This is a genomic window from Helicobacter magdeburgensis (assembly GCF_000765825.2).
Taxonomy (GTDB): Bacteria; Campylobacterota; Campylobacteria; order Campylobacterales; family Helicobacteraceae; genus Helicobacter_C; species Helicobacter_C magdeburgensis.
The window spans coordinates 71,014-85,676 of the sequence record NZ_JRPE02000002.1 but is presented as its reverse complement, the minus strand read 5'-3'; the positions used below and the strand labels follow the sequence as shown (position 1 = coordinate 85,676).

The following is a 14,663-nucleotide window of genomic DNA, read 5'->3' as shown; positions in this document are numbered from 1 at the left end:
TTTGATACAGATTCTACATTGCAATGTAAAAAGTGCGGGGATTTTACCGATATTAGTTTAATAATATTTCAATGAAAGGTGTTGGCGGTGTTTAAGCGGGGTGTTGTTTTTACCATATTTGTGGCTTTAATGTATATGGTGAATCCTGCCTTGCTTTATGGCTCTGAAGATTCTTTGAAAGAAGTTATGGAGGGGTATGAAAGCCCACAAAAGCTTTTTATGCCACAAGAGAAAGAACATAACGCTACGCATTCTATAAATCACAGCCCACAAGCCAAATCTCCCTCATCAAAGGGCATTTCCCCACGAGATATGAAGCTCCCAAAATTACCCGATTGGATTTATAGCACAGCCATTATTGAATCTTCTTTTAATGATGGGTCGTTTAAAAAGGGTTTGGGGACATTGCTGAAAAACGGCTTTTATATTACATCTTCGGAAGTCATCTACAATGGCACAATTACCCCCACAAAGATTTATGCAAAAATGCAAGATGATTTTAATGCAAATATGATGTGTGTGGCACAGCTTAGCATTAAGGCAATAGATTTAGATTCAGGACTTGCACTTCTAAAGGTGGCAAAATATGTGGATAGCTATTGTCAAATGCGTCCCATAAAAAGCTATTATCAAGATAGAATCTACAAACATTTTGGGGTAAATGTTTTTGCTTCAAGTGTTGGGATTAAGCCACAGACAGAGGCATATTATCCCTATCTTGATGATGAGTTTGTGTTTATTCAGCAGAGTTTGAAGCTCACCAAATTTGCAACATATTATGACTTTGATAGAAGGGTTGAGCAGGTGTATGGCTTTGAGATGGGGCGGGATTCTTATGAGGAATTTACCTATGGCAGGGCATTTTATGATAAAAATGGCGTGTTTTTGGGTATTATGAGTAGGGCAGGGGTTGGGTATTTGCCGGTGTTTATTAATCGCAATGTGATTCAGGATTTCTTATGTGATGTGCAGGATAAAGAGATTATCAATGAAGAGTTTGTGCGTAATGCGTGTAAGAAACTAGGGAGCAAAAGAGAGCGATTTTTTACTGATATGAAAGGACGCACAAGCTTTTATTAGGTTTGCTTAGATTCTGTTTAAGTCTTTAACATCTTAATCAATGATAGCATTTTGGAGGGGATTTTGCTTAAAGTAGAATCTGTTAGGAATATATATATTTTTTTGGGTAGAATACAGCTTTTGTAAAATCCAAAAACAATCAATCACTAAAGGCATAATTATGATGAGTAAATCGCGTGTTGTTTTGGCGGGTATCATTGCATCATTACTAATAAGTTCGGCTTTATTTGTTGGGCTATCAGCCGATGAGGCTCAAAAGTCAAAGCCAAAAGTGCAAGAAGTCAATAAGGTAGAATCTTTTAAAAAACTCCGCCGCATTATGGGGATTGTGGAGGAATATTATGTTGATGAGTTGAGTTTTGATGAGATTGTAGATAAAGCTATTGATGGGCTTTTAAGCAATTTAGACGCACATTCAAACTATTTAAACAAAAAGAAATTTGATGATTTGCGTGCAAATACCGATGGCGAGTTTGGTGGGATTGGTATCACCGTTGGGTTAAAAGATGGTGCATTGACCGTTATTGCACCTGTTGATGATACACCCGGCGATAAGGCTGGGCTAAAAAGTGGCGATGTGATTATCAAAGTAAATGATCAAAGCACCATTGATATGAGTATTGATGATGCGGTGAATCTTATGCGTGGCACACCTAAGTCAAAGGTAGAGCTTACAATTGTTCGTAAGGGAGAATCTAAGCCTTTGGTGTTTAATATCGTGCGTGATATTATCAAAATAGATTCTGTCAAAGTGCGTAAAATTGAGGAGAGTAACTTTGCGTATGTGCGTGTGGCGTCATTTGATAAAAATGTAACGCGTAATGTAACAAGTGGATTAAAGCAATTAGGGAAAGTTGATGGAATTGTGCTTGATTTGCGTAATAATCCCGGTGGTGTGCTTGATCAAGCGGTGGATTTAAGCCGATTGTTTATTAAAAGTGGTGTGATTGTCTCACAAAAAGGACGCACAAAGCAAGAAAATATTGAATACAAGGCAAAGGGTGCATCGTATGGAGATGTGCCTGTGGTTGTGCTGATAAATGGCGGAAGTGCAAGTGCAAGTGAGATTGTCGCAGGGGCGTTGCAAGATCATAAAAGAGCGGTGCTAATAGGGGAGCAGACATTTGGAAAAGGCAGTGTGCAAACGGTAATGCAGCTGGATCAAAATGAGGGGTTAAAGCTCACAACTGCAAAATACTATCTCCCTAGTGGCAGGACGATTCAGGCGGTGGGCGTTACCCCTGATATTGTCGTATATCCGGGTGTGGCACCAGAGAATGAAAATAGCTTTAGCATTAAAGAATCTGATTTGAAGCGACACTTGCAAGGGGAGTTAGATAAGGCAAATGCGGATAAGACAAATCAGCAAACAAACAAAGCTGAAGCTCCAAAAGATGATAAAAAGCTTGTTACACAAAGTATGATATACCAAGATATTCAGCTTAAAACTGCCATTGATATATTAAAGGCGTGGGGTGTTATAGGCACTTTTGGCACGAATAAAGCAAAATAAAAATCAAGTCAAACAAAGGAGAACTATGCAAAAAGAAGCAATGTTGTATGAAGGAAAGGGTAAGAAACTTTTTGCCACAAGCGATGGAAATGTGGTAATTGCGGAATTTAAAGATGATTTAACAGCTTTTAATGCCGAGAAAAAAGGTGTTGAATCTGGCAAAGGTGCTTTAAATTGTCAAATTAGCTCTTTGCTTTTTGAGCTTTTAGCAAAAAATGGCGTGGAAAGCCACTATATCAAACGCTTAAATGACATTGATATGCTTTGTAAAAAAGTGAGTATTATTCCCATTGAAGTGGTTGTGCGAAATATCGCCACAGGCTCACTCACAAAGCGTTTAGGCATAAGTGAAGGGAGTGTGTTGCCCTTTGCTTTGGTGGAGTTTTATTACAAAGATGATGCGTTGGGTGATCCCATTATCAATGATGAGCATTGTAAGATTCTAGGTTTAGTCAAAGAGCAAGGTGAGCTAGAAGTGCTTAAGGCTGAAGCAAGAAAGATAAATGAGATTTTGAGAGATTTTTTTGATAAAAGGGGTTTAAAACTTGTTGATTTCAAGCTTGAGTTTGGGCGGGATAAAGATTCTAAAATTATTTTGGCTGATGAGATTAGCCCAGATAGCTGTCGTTTTTGGGATAAGCAGACAAATCAAAAGCTGGATAAAGATAGATTTAGACAGAATCTGGGCAGTGTCAAAGTGGCGTATGAAGAAGTGCTAAAACGCATTTTAGGATCTTAAGAGTAAGAAAGGGAGTATATGCAGGTTAGAGTTCTTGTTTCACTTAAAAATGGGGTGCTTGACCCACAGGCAAAGGCTATTTTTCACGCTTTGAATGCACACGGATTTGAATCTTTAAAGGGTGTTAAGCTTTCAAAAGAGATTTTGCTAGATTTGCAAGAAGATAATGCGGATAAAGCCTACGAGATAGCAAAAAATATGTGTGAAGAGTTGCTTGCCAATGTTGTGATTGAAGATTATAATATTGAGATTGTTCAATGAAAGTAGCTGTGGTTAGATTCCCGGGGACAAATTGCGAGTTTGATACGCAGTATGCTTTTGAAAAGCTTGGGGCGGAAGTATGTATCCTTTGGCACAAGCAGAGTGAGATTCCCAAAGATACACAGCTTGTGGTTGTGCCCGGTGGCTTTAGCTATGGGGATTATTTGCGTTGTGGGGCGATTGCGCAGTTTTCGCCGATTATGAAAGCGATTAGGGAGTATGCTTTGCAAGGTGGCAGGGTGCTTGGAATCTGCAATGGCTTTCAGATTCTGTGCGAAGCGGGATTATTGCCCGGAGCCTTAAAACGCAATGAGAATCTGCACTTTATTTCAAAAATGCAAACATTGCGTGTGGTGAATAAAAATAATATTTTTCTGCGTTCTTATGCTAAAAATCAAGAGATTGCCCTGCCTATTGCACACGCCGATGGCAATTATTTTATTGATGAGAGTGGCTTGGAGGCACTCAAAGCAAATGAGCAGATTCTGCTTGAGTATGTAGATAATCCTAATGGTTCGGTTGGCGGCATTGCTGGGGTGTGTAATGAAGCTAAAAATGTCTTTGGGCTTATGCCCCACCCGGAGAGAGCGATTGAAATGGTGCTTGGTGGCTGTGATGGGGTGGCGATGCTTGATAACCTTTTGCAAAAAAGTTAAGGAGTTAGAGAATGGGTAGGCTTCAAAATCTTTTATGGGCGTTGTTGTTTATTTTTGGACTAAATTTTGCCTATGCTGATACGCCTTCAAAAATTGCTTATCTCAATGTGGAATTTCCAAGTAATGATACAAGCTTGTATGTGGGGCAGGATATTGCTGTGAAGTATAGCCTAACCCTGCTTTCTCAAGCTAAACTTGTGGGTGTTGAGTTTCTAGATTTTAGTCAAAAAAATAATGTGGAGCTAAAAAATAAATCCGCAAGTTGGCAAGAGGGTAGCAATGGAATCTTGCAAAATACTTATGTGTATAAGATTAAAGGTAAAAATGTCATCTTACCCCCCTTGCGTGTGAAAGTGGCTTCAGCTGATGGGAGCTATGAAGAAGAGGTAGTCGCTAATGGAGCGAAGCTTCAGGCTGTGGAGCTAAATAATAATCCAAACTATGCAAATGTCATTGCGGATTCAATGGAAGTTGTGGATTATCGTGTAAAAGAATATGATGAGCAAAATAATGTAGTGATTTTTCAAATTGAAAGCAGAGGCGGCACACTTCAAAGTATGAAAATAGGGCAGTATGCCAAACAGGGCTTGGAGGACAGCAAGGTGGTTGATGGTGTAACTTATGGAATTTATTATGTTGTGCTGGATAAGGCTTTGCGTTCTTTGTCGTTTGATTATTTTAGTTTAAGTAAAAAGCAGTTTGTGAATATCACTCTGCCTATTAATCTCACGCGTAACAGCGTTGATGAGGGCGGGGATATTAAACCACGCAATACTTTTTTGATGTTTAAGAATCTGCTACTTGGCGGGCTTATTGTTTTTGTGGTTTTAGTGTGGGTTGTGTTTAAAAAAATCCGCAAGATAAGCCTTGTTGTGCTTGTTGTGCTTCTTTTGTTGTTGGCATACAATATCTTTTTTAGTGCGACTTCAGGTGTGGCACAAGCTGGGGCGAATATTAGCATTATCCCATCGCATAATTCTACGATTATGGAAGTGGTCAAAACACCCACAAAAGTGGATATTATAGGCGAGTATGAGGAGTATTATAAGATTATTATAGATTCTAAAGTTGGCTGGATAAGGAAAGAATATGTGGGCAAAAACTAGAGCAATTTTTGCGACACTCTCCATCGCATTGTATCTGCCTATCATCATCGCACAGATTTATTTGACGCGTTCTAAGGAAAATGGTAGGTGGGCTAGGCGGCAGTGTCGTTGGTTTTTTGGCTTGAATGGTTTATCGGTTGAGCGTGTGGGGGACTATGATAAGGACGCACAGCTTTTGGTGATGAATCATCAAAGTGTTACGGATATTATTTATTTTGAGGGATTTCATCCAGAGAATATTTGCTGGGTGGCTAAAAAACAGCTTGGTGAGATTCCACTTTATGGACACGCACTCAAGGCTCCTGATATGATTTTGATTGATAGAGAAGATAAAAATGGGATTGTATTTTTGCTAAAAGAAGCCAAGAAGGCATTAGCACAAAATCGTCCTATTGCTATTTTTCCCGAAGGCACGAGAAGTAAGGGGGGAGAGAAGTTTTTGCCTTTTAAGCCCGGGGCTAGGATTCTAGCTTCTAAGTTGAAGCTTAGAATCCAGCCTGTGGTGCTTATTAACACGCGTAAGTTGTATAATACTTCGCCTTTGTCTATTGAAACAAATAAGGCTAGAGTGGTGCTTATGGAGGCTTTTACACCAGACTTTGATGATGAAAATTGGTATAAAAAGCTTGAAATGAGTATGCAGGAAGTGTATCTTAAACACTACCACGAGCTAAATAAGATGGATTTAAGCAACAATTTGGCACAATCCTAGCCTTTTTGGTTGCGAGATTCTGCTTGTTTGGTGAATTTGCCCTTTTTTTGCGATGTTTTTTTGAAAGTTTCTTTATTTTTTGGGGTGTTAGCTCAGTTGGGAGAGCGCAACGCTGGCAGCGTTGAGGTCAGGGGTTCGACCCCCCTACATTCCACCATTTCTTTTACAAACAAACACGAATAGACATAAATCAAAATAAACAAAACAAAACTAAAACAACCTTCTGTAGGCTTTCCTAAAGTTTAGAAAATCAAAAAATGATATTTTTTTCCTAAAGAGCGGATTCTTGACATTTTGAAAAAAATAAAAATTTTTGGTAACAAATTTGGAACAAAAAACTTAAAACAAAAAAAGGCATAAAATTTGTTCCAAAATTTATAGTTTAATTTTAATTATTGTTCTTGTTTATATTTGAAGAAAATAAGGATAAAAAAAGAAAAACCTCATCCGAGGAAAAACACCAAAAAATTATTTTTTTAGGTGTTTTTTTGTTTTAGAGACTATTCTTAGTCCCTTTCTCTCCATTCGTGATTCTGTAATCACTTCTGGAGAGTTTTCTTTCCTGCTAGGATACGCCGTTATAAATGTAGCGTGCCCAGCAGAATCTCGAGAGGCAACAATTGTTGTCCTTTCATTGCCTCCCTTGATGACCTCCCCGATTTTAGCGTTGTTTAGCTTTTTAGCTACATCAACGACAGCGGAGAGGTCAATCCCTCTTTGCTCGACACGCTCCCAGAAGTGTCTCGAGCACTTCATATAAATGGGTGACATTTTTTTCTCCTTTCGCTTTTCACATAGGTATAGCTTTGCCTATCTATCCCTTAGAGTTTCCACAAAGCTTTCAGCTACATGCCACGCATAGCCAAGTGCCTTGCTTGCTCCTTTGTCGCCATAATGAACCTCAAAAGAATAGGATTCTATCATGAGGCTTTTGCTTGTGTGTATATCGCCATATTTGTCAATCCTAGTAAGGATTTGACTAAGGATAAGCTCACAAGCAAGTCTATTGTTTGGGCGAGTGTAAGTGAAGGTTTCAACTAAAAATGTATTGTCATTCTTAGTAAAACCTATGCTTTCATCATAGGAAGCGTTCCATATATAATCTTTGAGCTTGCTCATGTCTTCAATTTCTTGGTTAATTCTATCGGCAAATCCATCGTTTGCCTCTGCCAAGACTTTGAGTTTTTCGCCTAATTCAATTTTCATTTTGCACTCCTTCGTTGATAATCAAGATACCTTAGTCCATTCAATGCCCTTGGCATCAACGGACACCTTGAAAAATACTTCCACGCTTTCGTGTTCGTATTTTCCACCCACATAGCGGCTGACTTTTTCCCACTTACTAAAAGTAAGCTCATCTGGATAAAAATACATGCCGCTATGCCCGCAGCCATATACACCATTGCGTTTCCACATATTTTTGGGATTAATCCCATAATATTGCAGAATCGCAGCAAACACTCTATTGTAGAGTATTTTGCTTTGCACGGCTTGGCTCATTTGCAAGCTCCAGTGGCTTGGTTGAAGCCACTTTGGAACAACGCTTTCGCATTGCCCTGAAGCTCGCACTTTTTCTCCTTTTCCTGCGTAGTTGAAAACGCAACTGCGCTTCCTAAACCACACAGGAAAAGCGTGGTGATTAAAATTTGTTTTATCATTGTTGCCTCCTTTTGGCATTGCCAAAAAAAGACAGCATTTATCGCCAAAAGAGGCAATAAAAATACTGCCTCTTTTGGCTATTTCAGTGCTTAACGCACACCTAACTACTTCTCCAGCGGACACTTGGAGCAATTATCTTGTTCGCAAATACTGCAAGGCAAGATTTGCTCACCACAGGCAGGACAAGATTGAGTCTTGAAAATTCTATCAAGCTCAACTTCATCGCCACAATGTGGGCAAAGCTCCCAAGTGACCTGATCATCTGCCAATACAGAATCAATCAAGTCGCAGAAGGAATATGTCCGCTCCGCAACTTCAACTCCATTAAGGTAGCTCGTGATACGAGCAAACCTTAATTCTGAATCCAGCTGATACGCAGCACGCGTGTAAGCGTCCTGCTCTTCAGACAACTCGTGGTTGTCTGGGTCTTGCAATTTAGCAGCAAGTCTTCTGATGTGACTTTTCATCACACCTTTTAGAGACTTTTCAGCCTCTTTTATGTCGGAGTGGCTGTTGCAATAGCCATTAAACAGGCTATTTTGCCATGCCAGTGCAACATAATGTTGCAAATTCTCCCCTGCTTTTTCTACAAGCACTCCGCCGCTGACTCGCAGAAGAAACACTCTGCATCTTCCACTGTTTCGATGGGCTCTTCCCAATCTGGGTCGAATTGTTACATGACATTATCTGCCATAGCAACAAAATCCGCGTCGCGGTCCTCTTTGTTTGCATAAGTCGCAAACAAAGTTGTGCTTTCAGAGACTTCAACAGCCTCTGAAATGATTCCATAAATGACTTGTTTATTCATTTTTTCTCCTTTTGTCTGTTTTTCTTCTTTCCTACAACACTAACCTATAATGTTAGTGTTGTTTTTGAGGGCGGTGTGAGCCCACATAGTAGCGACTTCTATCGCTGATTCTTTATTTGAGCGATCTTCGCTTAATACAGCATCTTCTGCTGTTCTTCCGCCAAATTCGCTCAATATCCCTTTCTTGTCCAAGTCGCATACATTCCCTGAATATAGGGATGTATTCCACCTGAATTTACCGCCGCCTAGATTTGTTCTGGCAATCTCAATCACTACGAGACCGCTAAACAAGCTCACCACCTCTACATTGTTGGTGCTATTCCAGCTACCAACAATGTCATAATGAGCCAATTCTCTTACGAGTTTTTGGCTTATTCTTTTTTTTATTTCTCTTTTTGTCATGTGCTCTCCTTTGTTATTTTTTTGCACAAATGAAGGGGCACAACATATCCCCTAGGGGATAAAAATGCACCCCTAGGGACTCTAATAATGTTTGGAAGGCTATTACATTTTGTTCCCAAACAACCTCTCAAATTCCTTCAGAAATCTATGCTCAACATATTGCATGTCTTGTAGCATAGACTCTTCTTGAATTTGAGATAACACTTCCTCTCCATAAGGCTCCGCTAATTGCGCCCAGTCATAGTTTTCACTATTCATAAGCACAAGTGCCTCAGAGACCATCAATCGCTTGTCAGCGATTTTAATCTCTTCTGGCATAGGCGGAGTTAAGCCGAAAATTTCAGCTGCTTGAAGCAAACATCTCTCTTCGGCTTCCCTATATTGAGCCATTTGAGGGGATTTCTTAATGGGTGTTGGAACATCCATACCCGTTAAACCCTCAAAGACTTCATGAATAAGAGCCCATTTCTGAAGCTCCGTATTCCCTTCAAATATTCTAACCATCACCAAGCAGTGCTGGGCGACAGAATAGAATCTTTTTGTTTGACCCCAAAATCTACAAACTCTTGAAAGAGTTTGCGCTATGACTTTTGGGTCAAAATCCTTTTCCTGCAAGTCAAACGGATCAATGAGCCGTCCGCTTGCATTCATCACTCTCATGTTTTTCTCCTTTCCCTGTATAACAGGATTTAAAAGGGAAAATTACACACCTCGTGGGGAATGTAAAAATCCCCACTCGGGCTGAATAGAGGGTTTAGCAATGGCTTGCTAAACCTAAACAACCTATAGGTTGTCCTGCTTCATCGCGAAGCAACTCTCCGGGGCTGAATACATCAGCTCTCTTAGCTGCTTGCGCAACTAGAAGAGAAGTGATGTAAATCACACCCTCTTGAGCTTCTGGGAGATCTTGGATCTCACCAAAAGCTGTTTTAAATACAGGGATACCATCGATGCACCCTGTATTTTCTTTTTTACTAGCCACTCTTGCCACAATACCGCTTGGAGCGATTTGTGTCGTTTCTCCTTCACCATTGTGAATGGTGAGGTTGTGCGGGGTTAGATTTACTATTTTTTTCATTTTCTATCCTTTTTTTTGTTTTTAAAACATCTTATGAGAAGACATCAATACCCCGTGTTGGGAATATTGAAATCGATATTCCCAAACACTAGGGGCTTTTTAGAGGTATTTGATTGTTACACCAAATTCCTCTTTTCCGTTTTTGCTAGAATACAGCGGAAGATACCTTTCAATATCCCCACATTCATCAACAAAGACGGAAATCTCCGCTTGTAGAGCAAACTCATAGGAGTCGTCCAAATCCTCTTTTGAGGATTCTACATTCTCCCATAGGAGCTGCTTCAGTTCATCAGGGGTTTTAACCCAGATGCTTTGCTCCACGAAATTAAGGCTTCCCATTGCCGCAATGATCTTGCGGTCCTCCTTTTGAGGCGCTTCTACAGCCTCGAAGCTGTAGAAATCCTCATCGCAATTCGGGCAGAAGTATTTATAATCTTCCACCGCTGATGGCTTGAGGCTTCCGCCACAGCAACGGCACAACGCCTCGCCAACGATGAGTTGCTCCTCATCGAAGAAATACCTAAAAGGTATTTCTCCTTTTTCGAATAGGGTTTTTTGCCACTCTTCGATTTCTTCAATGCTTGTGCCCAAAAGGATCCAAGCATTGAGATTGTTTTCAATCTGAAGCTTGAAGTAAGCTTCTGCTTCAGATTTTTCTGCGAATACCTTTGTATCAGGAGGAAAGTATCCTTCCTGATTTTGGTATTCTGACCTTGTGATTTTGTAGATTCTCATTGTCTCTCCTTTTTTTTGTTTTTTGACAAATAATTTGACAAATAAATAGTAGGAAGACATAGCAGTCCCTGTGTGGGAATACAAAATGTCATTCCCACACCGCCGGGCTGATGAAGAAAGTTAGAAGGGTTTAATAGAGGAAAATAGGATTAAAGATATGGTTAGGTGAGTTTCCCTATCGATTGTTCCTAATTTGCGAACAAATCTCAATCGATCGAAGCTCTTGATTTGCAGGCAATTGGCTGCAGACGGGTTGCTAAGTCCATTTTCTAAGTTAGGTTCTATCCTAACCATAAATGGAACGCCCTCAAATTTATCGCGCCATGTTGTAAGTGGCACTACAATTTTGGTGTCAAAACTTGCAATTTTGTCTGAGCTAATTACTATTGCGGGGCGAGACTTTGCTATTTCTGAACCAACTTGTGGATCAAAATTGCATTTCCATATTTCGCCCTGCAAAATGATGGATTTATTCAATCCCATCATTTACCGCAACATTTCCTAACCATTTTTCTTCTTTGTTCCATTCCTCATCTTGAGCCAAGATTTTATAGGCTTCATTCCACGCCTCTTTGTTTTCGATGCGTTTCATTAAAGCATTGAAATCTTGCTCCCCTTTTTCTCCCCTTTTAGAAATCATGATTTGTCGCAATTCGTTTTTGCAACTATCATAATTCTTTTGGAGGCTTTCTTCTTTGTGGTTATTGACAGCAAGTGGCATTTTCATACTCACTCCTTTTAAGGTTTCTGTTGTCAATTCTACCATATTTTGATGATAATAAGCTACTATCATCTTTTCCTCCTTTTTTATTTTTTAGCAACATATTTCTATGTTGCAAGGATATTTCTACCCTAGAGTGAAAACACTCCAGAAAGAGATTTGTCCTACCCCATAAAGGGATAAAAAGAAATCCCTTTATGGAATATTTCTAGCCTTAAAAGGCTAGTTTCGTTTCTCGAGCCAGTCGCTCAAGTCAAAACCCTTTTTCAAGAGATCTGCTCTGCCTTTTGACTCAAGAAACTTTTCCCAGTCAAGCACGCTCACGACTTTAGCGTGGGCTTTAAGCTGCTTTTTTATGGCAGCGTTAAAGTTTTTCCCCGCTTCATCATAATCCCCAACCACCATTAGGCGAAGATCTTTGAACATGCTCAACTGGCTTGCATCAAATAGAGAAGTTGCGCTGCCGGGCGTAATAGCACGAATACCATGCGCCACAGCATTAATTACATCCTTCTCGCCTTCAACTATAAAGATAGGCTCTTGTGGAGCTTCTCTATATTTTAGAAGGTCTGAAAGATTAAACGCACTTCTCTTTCGCCCTCTTGTATAACGCAACCGCTCGTGTTTAGCGAGTGTTGGGTTATACTTCCATAGAGTGACTGTTCTGCCTGCTTCATCACGAATAGGCATTATTAGCCGCTCTGGAAAGGGCTTTCCTTTGAAATTGCCTGCTGGCTGATACCCAATATCATACCGCAAGGCAATTTCACGCCTTCTTTCCCCTGACTTCACTGATGGAAGCAACGCCCTGAGAAGCTTTGAATAAGCCTCAAAGTGCGTTTTTCTGTTAGAGCGATATTGCTCTAACCACTTCTCGTCTATGAAGCCTTCCTTTTTCTTCTGCTCGCTTTTGTCAAAGTCTGCAAAATCAAAAGGAATCTCCATTCCCAAGAGCCTCTGTGCTTCACGAATGGCATCGCCAATATTGTGAAAGCCATGAAACTCTTGGAGAAAGGAGGGGAAATCTCCGTGCCAATCGCTTCCAAAATCATGAATGTGTCCATTCTGATTAATGAACGCGCTTGGCGTTCTCTCGTCCCGTATGGCAAAATGCCAAGAACGAGAGATTTTATAGCCAAGGCTCATTAGAGCCGAGGCTGCGCTCTCTCTTGTTGATTCCATTTTTTCTCCTTTCCCTGCATAGCAGGAAATAAAGAGGGAAAATCACACGCCCCGTGGGGAATGTAAAAATCCCCACCTTGGGCTGAATAGAGATAAAAAAAGGTTACCCTTCCATTATCTCTCGGATTCTCTTCAAATCCTTTTCAGGAATTGAAGAATATATCCATGCGGAGCCATAGCGATATGGCTTCCCTTCGTGCTGAACCTCGTAAAGTCCAACACTTTTAAGATACCTTACCGCTTGATCATAAAAAGACTCCTTTTGGAATCTTTTTATAGCTCCGGTTTCAAAGCCCTTTTGCACCGCCTCTTCTTGCTCCGGTGTCCCGGGCTTAAGATAATTGAGGTGGTATTTATCCCACAACTCAATAATCTCCAACAGAAGGGGCGATGCAGATAGCTCGCCTTCTTTGATGAGAGCCCTAATGGTCTCATCATTCTGCCCGCCGCTGTATATGTCGGTGTGCAAGTGATTCCATATAGAACCACACACAGAGAAGCGGACACTCCCATCACTCATAGTTGTAAGCCCAAGCTCAAGCTCAACCTTACAAGCCCTTTTCTTTTGGTAGGGCGGAAATGCCACCTTCCCAAAAGAAAGTTTTTTTTGTTTTTTTTCAACGATTTTAACTATTTTCATTTTGCACTCCTTTTAATCTTTGTGCTAAATCCAAGGAACACAAGACTCCCAAGTGGGAATCAAATAGTTCCCACCTTGGGCTGAAAAGCTCTTCACAAAAATATCTCTCACTAAGGCAACAATAGCTCATTAAAAACATTAAAGCCGAGGCTTAATCCTGATCGTCAGCAGGCAACACTGGAACGGAATTTAATCCGAAAAAATGAGCTAATTGTTTGTGGGGGATATTTTTATTGTGAAGAGGTGCCGACATCTGTCGGAGGAGCAAGCGCTCCATAAAAAAATCAAAACAATCCACGAGGGATTAGGTTTTAATCCCTTTATGGAATGTTTGCAATAAATTCAGGCATAAAAAGCCTAAGGGCATATCTGTAAAGACAGACAGCCTAGTATCTACAAGTTATCATCTTGTAGTTGCAAGACATCTATGGTCTTACTTCTGAGTAGCTCGTAGGTTTTCCTACACCGTCCCTATTGTTTTGATGAGAAACAAAAATGCAAATTTGCATAATGGGGCTACTTGGCATGTTTTACCGCTTCTAATGAACGGAACGCGCTTTGCAATGCGAAAGGCGATAGATTTCGATTCTAATGAAAGAATGAAATAAAAAATTTATGGTTGGATCTTAGCTGAAAAAAGTCAATATGAAAAGCCTTGTGGTGCATAAAAAAGCGGTCTTGCTTGTTTTGTGATATTTACTTAAAATGTATATACTTCTATGTATATACAAAGAAGGAGTAATTGATGAGAGCAAAAGTGTTTCAAAGTGGCAATTCACTTGCGATAAGATTACCAAAGGCATTGAATCTTACTAAGGATTGTGAGCTTGAAATCAGACAAGTAAATCAAAGTATTATTCTGACGCCAAGCAATACGAGCTGGGAGAATTTGTTTTTTGCTGTTGATAGTTTTTGCGGAGAGATAAAGAGAGAGCAACCACCCATACAGGATAGAGAATGGCAAAAATAATGCTTGATACGAATATATGTATCTATATTCTCAACAACAAGCCCGAATACATTAAGGGCAAGTTTTTGCAATATAGAATAGGAGATGTTGCTATAAGTTCCATTAGCGTAGCTGAATTGTATTTTGGTGTGGAAAAATCAAGATTTAAAGAACCAAACACAATAGCTCTTAGTGCATTTCTAGCAAATCTTGAGGTTGTGAATTTTGGGAACAAAGAAGCTAGTGTCTATGCAAGTGTTAGGGCTGATTTAGAGCGTAAAAAATCTCTGATAGGCTCTATGGATATGTTGATAGCTGCCACCGCTATAGCCAACAACTTGGTTCTTATCACAAACAATACGAAAGAATTTGAGAGAGTTCAGAATCTTAATATAGAAAATTGGATTAAGAAGGTGTAGGGT

At 40.0% G+C, this 14,663-nt stretch carries 22 protein-coding genes and 1 tRNA gene; 10 read left to right on the top strand and 13 right to left on the bottom strand.

Features of this window, described 5'->3' with window-relative positions; all coding sequences use genetic code 11:
* The first annotated feature begins 87 nt into the window (after nt 1-87).
* The 8 genes from LS74_RS01795 (at nt 88) to LS74_RS01760 (ending at nt 6,224) form a co-directional block, all read left to right on the top strand.
* Nucleotides 88-1,080, top strand: a complete 993-nt coding sequence (locus LS74_RS01795) for a hypothetical protein (protein ID WP_236096760.1) — start codon at nt 88-90, stop codon at nt 1,078-1,080.
* Between the two features lie 160 nt (nt 1,081-1,240).
* A complete protein-coding gene (locus LS74_RS01790; RefSeq protein WP_138128717.1) occupies nt 1,241-2,593 on the top strand; it encodes a S41 family peptidase in 1,353 nt (450 codons plus the stop codon).
* Between the two features lie 25 nt (nt 2,594-2,618).
* Nucleotides 2,619-3,332, top strand: a complete 714-nt coding sequence (gene purC, locus LS74_RS01785; protein WP_034589494.1) for a phosphoribosylaminoimidazolesuccinocarboxamide synthase — start codon at nt 2,619-2,621, stop codon at nt 3,330-3,332.
* Nucleotides 3,333-3,350: 18 nt separating this feature from the next.
* Nucleotides 3,351-3,593, top strand: a complete 243-nt coding sequence (gene purS / locus LS74_RS01780; protein ID WP_115025991.1) for a phosphoribosylformylglycinamidine synthase subunit PurS — start codon at nt 3,351-3,353, stop codon at nt 3,591-3,593.
* A complete protein-coding gene (gene purQ, locus LS74_RS01775) occupies nt 3,590-4,249 on the top strand; it encodes a phosphoribosylformylglycinamidine synthase subunit PurQ (RefSeq protein ID WP_138128715.1) in 660 nt (219 codons plus the stop codon). Before purS ends, purQ begins: the two co-directional genes overlap by 4 nt.
* 11 nt (nt 4,250-4,260) lie before the next feature.
* Nucleotides 4,261-5,355, top strand: coding sequence for an SH3 domain-containing protein (locus tag LS74_RS01770; protein ID WP_034588954.1), 1,095 nt, complete (start codon nt 4,261-4,263; stop codon nt 5,353-5,355).
* A complete protein-coding gene (locus LS74_RS01765; RefSeq protein ID WP_034588953.1) occupies nt 5,339-6,067 on the top strand; it encodes a 1-acylglycerol-3-phosphate O-acyltransferase in 729 nt (242 codons plus the stop codon). The genes LS74_RS01770 and LS74_RS01765 overlap by 17 nt, the downstream gene beginning before the upstream one ends.
* A gap of 81 nt (nt 6,068-6,148) precedes the next feature.
* A tRNA-Ala gene (locus LS74_RS01760) sits at nt 6,149-6,224 on the top strand.
* 311 nt (nt 6,225-6,535) lie between these two features.
* Here the strand turns inward: LS74_RS01760 and LS74_RS01755 are convergent.
* The 13 genes from LS74_RS01755 to LS74_RS01700 all read right to left on the bottom strand — a co-directional run bounded on the left by LS74_RS01755 (nt 6,536) and on the right by LS74_RS01700 (nt 13,292).
* Nucleotides 6,536-6,838 (bottom strand): hypothetical protein, encoded by a 303-nt coding sequence (locus LS74_RS01755; RefSeq protein ID WP_034588950.1) that lies wholly within the window; start codon nt 6,836-6,838, stop codon nt 6,536-6,538.
* Nucleotides 6,839-6,877: 39 nt separating this feature from the next.
* Complete coding sequence (locus LS74_RS01750) at nt 6,878-7,273, bottom strand: hypothetical protein (RefSeq protein WP_034588948.1); 396 nt, start codon at nt 7,271-7,273, stop codon at nt 6,878-6,880.
* A gap of 21 nt (nt 7,274-7,294) precedes the next feature.
* Nucleotides 7,295-7,636, bottom strand: a complete 342-nt coding sequence (locus LS74_RS01745) for a hypothetical protein (RefSeq protein ID WP_236096759.1) — start codon at nt 7,634-7,636, stop codon at nt 7,295-7,297.
* 194 nt (nt 7,637-7,830) lie between these two features.
* Nucleotides 7,831-8,349 (bottom strand): hypothetical protein, encoded by a 519-nt coding sequence (locus LS74_RS01740; protein ID WP_236096758.1) that lies wholly within the window; start codon nt 8,347-8,349, stop codon nt 7,831-7,833.
* A 50-nt stretch (nt 8,350-8,399) separates the two neighbouring features.
* Complete coding sequence (locus LS74_RS11615; protein ID WP_268903678.1) at nt 8,400-8,534, bottom strand: hypothetical protein; 135 nt, start codon at nt 8,532-8,534, stop codon at nt 8,400-8,402.
* A gap of 39 nt (nt 8,535-8,573) precedes the next feature.
* A complete protein-coding gene (locus tag LS74_RS01735; RefSeq protein WP_034589581.1) occupies nt 8,574-8,936 on the bottom strand; it encodes a hypothetical protein in 363 nt (120 codons plus the stop codon).
* 102 nt (nt 8,937-9,038) lie between these two features.
* Nucleotides 9,039-9,596 (bottom strand): HD domain-containing protein, encoded by a 558-nt coding sequence (locus tag LS74_RS01730; protein ID WP_236096757.1) that lies wholly within the window; start codon nt 9,594-9,596, stop codon nt 9,039-9,041.
* Between the two features lie 94 nt (nt 9,597-9,690).
* Nucleotides 9,691-10,014, bottom strand: a complete 324-nt coding sequence (locus LS74_RS01725; protein WP_034589582.1) for a hypothetical protein — start codon at nt 10,012-10,014, stop codon at nt 9,691-9,693.
* A gap of 99 nt (nt 10,015-10,113) precedes the next feature.
* A complete protein-coding gene (locus LS74_RS11210) occupies nt 10,114-10,749 on the bottom strand; it encodes a hypothetical protein (RefSeq protein ID WP_236096756.1) in 636 nt (211 codons plus the stop codon).
* Nucleotides 10,750-10,869: 120 nt separating this feature from the next.
* Entirely contained in the window at nt 10,870-11,235 is a 366-nt protein-coding gene (locus LS74_RS01715) for a type II toxin-antitoxin system PemK/MazF family toxin (protein WP_084584245.1), read from the bottom strand.
* A complete protein-coding gene (locus LS74_RS01710; protein WP_034586906.1) occupies nt 11,219-11,542 on the bottom strand; it encodes a hypothetical protein in 324 nt (107 codons plus the stop codon). Before LS74_RS01710 ends, LS74_RS01715 begins: the two co-directional genes overlap by 17 nt.
* Before the next feature lie 150 nt (nt 11,543-11,692).
* On the bottom strand, nt 11,693-12,652 hold the full coding sequence (locus LS74_RS01705; RefSeq protein ID WP_034586903.1) for a DNA primase: 960 nt from the start codon (nt 12,650-12,652) through the stop codon (nt 11,693-11,695).
* 103 nt (nt 12,653-12,755) lie between these two features.
* Nucleotides 12,756-13,292 carry a hypothetical protein gene (locus LS74_RS01700; RefSeq protein ID WP_034586900.1) on the bottom strand — a complete coding sequence of 179 codons (537 nt, stop codon included), beginning with the start codon at nt 13,290-13,292 and terminating at the stop codon, nt 12,756-12,758.
* Nucleotides 13,293-14,037: 745 nt separating this feature from the next.
* On the opposite strand from LS74_RS01700, the gene LS74_RS01695 reads away from it, so the two are divergent.
* Both LS74_RS01695 and vapC read left to right on the top strand, forming a co-directional pair.
* Nucleotides 14,038-14,262, top strand: a complete 225-nt coding sequence (locus tag LS74_RS01695; protein ID WP_034586897.1) for an antitoxin — start codon at nt 14,038-14,040, stop codon at nt 14,260-14,262.
* A complete protein-coding gene (vapC, locus tag LS74_RS01690; protein ID WP_034586895.1) occupies nt 14,250-14,660 on the top strand; it encodes a type II toxin-antitoxin system tRNA(fMet)-specific endonuclease VapC in 411 nt (136 codons plus the stop codon). The genes LS74_RS01695 and vapC overlap by 13 nt, the downstream gene beginning before the upstream one ends.
* Nucleotides 14,661-14,663 lie beyond the last annotated feature (3 nt).

What these genes read in the sequence shown, in the direction of transcription:
- LS74_RS01735 (WP_034589581.1), bottom strand. Translation starts at nt 8,936, where the DNA reads ATGACAAAAAGAGAAATAAAAAAAAGAATAAGCCAAAAACTCGTAAGA.
- LS74_RS01725 (WP_034589582.1), bottom strand. Translation starts at nt 10,014, where the DNA reads ATGAAAAAAATAGTAAATCTAACCCCGCACAACCTCACCATTCACAAT.
- purS (WP_115025991.1), top strand. Translation starts at nt 3,351, where the DNA reads ATGCAGGTTAGAGTTCTTGTTTCACTTAAAAATGGGGTGCTTGACCCA.
- vapC (WP_034586895.1), top strand. Translation starts at nt 14,250, where the DNA reads ATGGCAAAAATAATGCTTGATACGAATATATGTATCTATATTCTCAAC.
- LS74_RS01765 (WP_034588953.1), top strand. Translation starts at nt 5,339, where the DNA reads ATGTGGGCAAAAACTAGAGCAATTTTTGCGACACTCTCCATCGCATTG.
- LS74_RS01700 (WP_034586900.1), bottom strand. Translation starts at nt 13,292, where the DNA reads ATGAAAATAGTTAAAATCGTTGAAAAAAAACAAAAAAAACTTTCTTTT.
- LS74_RS01730 (WP_236096757.1), bottom strand. Translation starts at nt 9,596, where the DNA reads ATGAGAGTGATGAATGCAAGCGGACGGCTCATTGATCCGTTTGACTTG.
- LS74_RS01790 (WP_138128717.1), top strand. Translation starts at nt 1,241, where the DNA reads ATGATGAGTAAATCGCGTGTTGTTTTGGCGGGTATCATTGCATCATTA.
- LS74_RS01705 (WP_034586903.1), bottom strand. Translation starts at nt 12,652, where the DNA reads ATGGAATCAACAAGAGAGAGCGCAGCCTCGGCTCTAATGAGCCTTGGC.
- LS74_RS01755 (WP_034588950.1), bottom strand. Translation starts at nt 6,838, where the DNA reads ATGTCACCCATTTATATGAAGTGCTCGAGACACTTCTGGGAGCGTGTC.
- LS74_RS01750 (WP_034588948.1), bottom strand. Translation starts at nt 7,273, where the DNA reads ATGAAAATTGAATTAGGCGAAAAACTCAAAGTCTTGGCAGAGGCAAAC.
- LS74_RS01770 (WP_034588954.1), top strand. Translation starts at nt 4,261, where the DNA reads ATGGGTAGGCTTCAAAATCTTTTATGGGCGTTGTTGTTTATTTTTGGA.
- purC (WP_034589494.1), top strand. Translation starts at nt 2,619, where the DNA reads ATGCAAAAAGAAGCAATGTTGTATGAAGGAAAGGGTAAGAAACTTTTT.
- LS74_RS11210 (WP_236096756.1), bottom strand. Translation starts at nt 10,749, where the DNA reads ATGAGAATCTACAAAATCACAAGGTCAGAATACCAAAATCAGGAAGGA.
- LS74_RS01715 (WP_084584245.1), bottom strand. Translation starts at nt 11,235, where the DNA reads ATGATGGGATTGAATAAATCCATCATTTTGCAGGGCGAAATATGGAAA.
- purQ (WP_138128715.1), top strand. Translation starts at nt 3,590, where the DNA reads ATGAAAGTAGCTGTGGTTAGATTCCCGGGGACAAATTGCGAGTTTGAT.
- LS74_RS01710 (WP_034586906.1), bottom strand. Translation starts at nt 11,542, where the DNA reads ATGATAGTAGCTTATTATCATCAAAATATGGTAGAATTGACAACAGAA.
- LS74_RS11615 (WP_268903678.1), bottom strand. Translation starts at nt 8,534, where the DNA reads ATGAATAAACAAGTCATTTATGGAATCATTTCAGAGGCTGTTGAAGTC.
- LS74_RS01695 (WP_034586897.1), top strand. Translation starts at nt 14,038, where the DNA reads ATGAGAGCAAAAGTGTTTCAAAGTGGCAATTCACTTGCGATAAGATTA.